A 4,273-nucleotide genomic window follows, 5' to 3' on the forward strand; every position below is an offset into this window, starting at 1 on the left:
TTTGGTCTTGCTCACGAGTGAGAAAAATCCTGAAACGAGCGCCCATAAAAAAATCACCTTGATAGATCAACTTTCCGTATTTACTTATCTTTACATAGTTTGATTTTTTCGTGCCTACCTACTTATACTACTATAATTTTATCTTAATTTTTATTTTGGAGATGTCTATTAGTTAGATGAATAATATTAAAGAATTTTGGCGTTGGTGAATAAAAGTATAATTTGACAGCACTCAGGAGTCATAAAGAAGCTTTTTCCGCGTCAGGAACTAGGGAAAATAGGTCTGATTTACAAATTATAAATTTAGGAATTTCATATCAGAATTTTTAGTTTGTAACTTAATGTCCGACCAGTCTCACCAACTATTTTCTCAAACTCATAGCTAGCCTATCCCTTGGACTATGGTGGGGGTCTTCTATCCAAGATTTTTAACATAAATCGTTTATCATAAAAAAAGATTTTTGTCAAAAAATCTTCTAAATTCAATATTTATACTAAGTCTTTTAACAAAAATTTGTCTAATCGTCAATTGTCAGCTATGATCTTTATCAACAGGGCAGCCAATTGCAACAAAAATTAGGCACTGATGGATCAAGTATATATAGGCAATAAATGCAGTATAAAAGCATCAGATACTCAAGGTTCAGCTTCAGACGAGCCTAGTAGCCTTATGATTGTGCAGCTAAATAACAACTTGCAATCTAGTTCTCCTATTAACTATCAGGGGGGTGACACTAGCTGAACAGACCTGCAGCCACACAAGGGTCTCTAGACTGCAAGGATACCACCAGCATCACCCTATTAATTTGGTAAATACAACAACTGGTAATTAGTCATTGGGTGAGAATATTTCTAACTCAAGACTTATAATTATTCACCTATGCAAACTAGGACATCCCACATTAGGTCTGCGCCGATAAACTTTGTTTGGCATTAACAAAACATAATTTATTTTCAAAGTTCAAGTCAAAATAGAATCCTTAGAACTTAATTCTTGGCAGTTCAGAGGAAATTAAATATATCAACACAAATCAGAGAAATTAACAGATTGATTTTATGAATGCCAGTGAGCTTTTAAGCGCGAATGAATTATTAGTTAGACACTCTAAAGGAGAAAGAAATTTTCAGGGAGTAAACCTAATTGCAGTTAATTTAGGTGAAGCTAATCTCAATCGTAGTAATTTAAGTAATGCTAGTTTCAAAGATTCCTACTTAGCTAAAACCAAACTAATTGGAGCTAATTTAAATGGTGCAGATTTTAGTCATGCTAATCTGTCCCAAGCCAAGTTAATTGAAGCTAATTTGAGCGCTGCTAGCTTTACTAAAACCACACTTATTGAAGCCGATTTAAGTGGAGTAATTCTGAGTGGGGCAATTTTCTCAGAAGCTGATTTAACAAGAGCTATTCTGATAGGCACTAGCATGGTTGGAACTTCTTTACTAAATTCTTCCAAATTAACTAAAGCTAATCTAACCGGAGCTACTCTCAGTCATGCTATTCTCTGTGGTGCTGACTTAACACAGGTAACTTTGAATCGGGCAATTATGAGTCAAGTAGACTTAAGTGGCACTCTACTAAATCAGACAAGTTTAATTCGAGCTTATCTACAACGAGGGAATCTCAGTGGTGCAAAGCTAATCAAGGCAGATTTAACACAAGCAACTCTGGTAGAGGCTAACCTTTGTGCTGCGGACTTAACTGGAGCAGACTTGCAAGGAGCAAACCTCAGTCATGCTAATCTGAGTGGGGCAAATTTGATGGGAGCTAATCTACAGGGAGCTAATCTCAGCAATGCTAATCTTAATGGTGTTGTTCTCCAACAGGCAGACTTACAAGCTGCTGACTTGAGAAAGGCTAATTTACGAGGTGCTAATTTAAAAGCTGCTAATCTCTCAGGAGCAAGTTTATTAGAAGCTGACTTGCGGGGTGCTAACTTACAAAAGGCTAATCTTTATGGCGCTGGTTTATTATTAGTCTCTCTCAAAGGCGCAGATTTAAAAGAAGCTTGTCTGTGTCGTGCTAACTTAATTGGGTCTAGTTTAAATCTTTCTAGTCTTCAGGATGTTTGCCTAAAAGAAGCAATTATGCCTAATGGTTCAACTCACGAATAGAGTTATATCAAATCCGGTAGCATAGGTATAATTAAATAGTTAATTAGGACTCAGGTAGGGGAGCCATCGGATTTTCCGCTCCGCAAAGCTGTTGTCTTAATTTTATGGTATAATGGCACAATTTATATCATGTCCGGTACCATCGGTATTCTAAGGTAAGAAAGAAGGAAGAAGGAAAAAAGGTTTAAAAGCTGGAAAAAACTTCAATTTCCTGTAGATATTCATCCTAGCTTTTACCCAAACGATACCAGCGGACATTATATTAAAGGGCCAAATTGAGGTTAAGAGCTATTAATTGGATTAACATGAAAAATAAAATTGTTGTTTTGTGGGCACATCCCCGCTCTCTTTCTACTGTATTTGAACGAATTATGATGGAAAGGGGAGACTTTAAAATTTTTCACGAGCCTTTTGCTTATGTCTACTACATTTGACAGAAAAAAGCACCTGCTACAGGAATGATTGTTAATCCTCAACATCCGACAACATTTGAAGATATTAAAAATTACATTATACATAATTCCCAAAAACAACCTATCTTTTTGAAAGATATGGCATACCACTGTTATGAGTATCTGATAGAGGATCGAGATTTTTTAATCAACTCGACTCATACTTTTATTATTCGCGATCCAGCTAAATCAGTACCTTCTTATTATTTCTTAGATTCAAATATTACCGAAGATGAACTTGGTTACAGACAGCAATATGATCTATTTCAGAAAATAACTGAGTTTTCAGGCAAAGTGCCAATCTTGATTGATGCTGATGATTTGCAGCGTTATCCCAATAAAATTTTATCTTCCTATTGCAATCAACTCAACCTCGCATTTATGCCAAAAGTTTTTGAATGGAAGCAGTTTTATGATCAACAGTGAGATATTTGGAAAATCTGGCACGCTGATGTAGCATCTAGCACGAAGATTCATCAAGAAGGCATAAATAAATATGAAAAAAATGTGAGCAACAATGATAAAATTAGGCAACTTTATGAGTATTCTTTACCCTTCTATCAACAGATGTACAAGCATAGAATTTTGCCAGATTCAACCAAGATTTCTGCAATGTAAGAAGCAAATAAAAATTGATTGAGGAGAGTGAGTGTGTCTTATTCAGTTTGGCATCCCTTTACCAACATGGGCGAGTTTTTAGAAGACCCGCTGATTCTCACGAAAGGAAAAGGTATTTATCTATATTATAAGCAGGACAATTGCTATTTTAGATGTCAATGCTTGCTTGTGGAGTTTAAGCCTGGGCTACGGGCGAGAGGATATCATTGAGGCAATGATGAACCAAGCCAGAGAAATTGCCTGTTTACCTCTATTTAGTCGCGCCCATCAAGCTGCTGTTGACTACGCAGATCGGCTCTTGGACTATCTCAATGGCGATTTTTCTAAGATTTTCTATACTTCCGGGGGAGCAGAAGCGATTGAGACAGCACTCAAAATTAGTCGTGCTTATCACTGCTTGACAGGTAATCCTCAGAAAACTCAAGTAGGTCATTTGAGCAACTCCTATAATGGAGTCTCACTGGGTGCTTTGAGCATTATGGGCATTCCCTCTATTCGGAAAAATGTTGGTCCCATTCCTGCCGATAGCTTTGAGATTCCCATGTCTTATGAGATTAATCAAGATAATTGGACAGAGTATTTAGACAAGATCGAACAGGTTATCTTAGCTCAGAATGTGGACAACGTTGCCGCGATTGTAATAGGACCTGTCATTGCAGCAGGAGGAATTATTCCCATCCCACCTCCGCTCATTCGGGAACTCAAGAACTTTTGCCTTACCCACAATATTTTGCTAATTTTGGATGAGATTGTAACTGGATATGGGCGGACTGGTGACTTATTTGCCTATCAGGGTATGGGTATTGTTCCAGACTTAATTACAGTTGCTAAAGCATTACATCAGGCTATGCTCCCCTAGGAGGAGTCTTAGTGACAGGCAAAATTGCCGATCCATTTATGACTAAAGATGTGACGTTAAATCATGGCTTTACCCACGGAGGACATCCAATCGCTTGTGCCGCAGCCCTCACGGGGTGACAAGCTAGTTGAAAGCTATATATAGAGACGAATTTGCGTTCGGGAACTGAAGAATACTTCAACTAAAATCAAACTCTTATTGAGAATGAATGAGGTGTAGTGCGTTAGCTCTT

The 4,273-nt window shown here is 37.4% G+C and carries 4 protein-coding genes; all 4 read left to right on the forward strand.

Translation table 11 applies throughout. The features are described 5' to 3' along the window. Nucleotides 1-1,056: 1,056 nt before the first annotated feature. The 4 genes from F6K22_RS33745 (at nt 1,057) to F6K22_RS33760 (ending at nt 4,041) form a co-directional block, all read left to right on the forward strand. Nucleotides 1,057-2,112, forward strand: coding sequence for a pentapeptide repeat-containing protein (locus F6K22_RS33745; RefSeq protein ID WP_293108441.1), 1,056 nt, complete (start codon nt 1,057-1,059; stop codon nt 2,110-2,112). A 305-nt stretch (nt 2,113-2,417) separates the two neighbouring features. Beyond that, the gene (locus F6K22_RS33750; protein WP_293108444.1) at nt 2,418-2,546 is read left to right on the forward strand and encodes a hypothetical protein; all 129 of its coding nucleotides are present in this window, start codon (nt 2,418-2,420) and stop codon (nt 2,544-2,546) included. 24 nt (nt 2,547-2,570) lie between these two features. Further along, nucleotides 2,571-2,990 carry a sulfotransferase-like domain-containing protein gene (locus F6K22_RS33755; RefSeq protein WP_293108447.1) on the forward strand — a complete coding sequence of 140 codons (420 nt, stop codon included), beginning with the start codon at nt 2,571-2,573 and terminating at the stop codon, nt 2,988-2,990. A gap of 337 nt (nt 2,991-3,327) precedes the next feature. Continuing rightward, nucleotides 3,328-4,041 (forward strand): aminotransferase class III-fold pyridoxal phosphate-dependent enzyme, encoded by a 714-nt coding sequence (locus F6K22_RS33760; protein ID WP_293108450.1) that lies wholly within the window; start codon nt 3,328-3,330, stop codon nt 4,039-4,041. Nucleotides 4,042-4,273: the final 232 nt, after the last annotated feature.

Source organism: Okeania sp. SIO2F4 (assembly GCF_010672385.1).
In the GTDB taxonomy this organism is placed as follows: Bacteria; Cyanobacteriota; Cyanobacteriia; order Cyanobacteriales; family Microcoleaceae; genus Trichodesmium.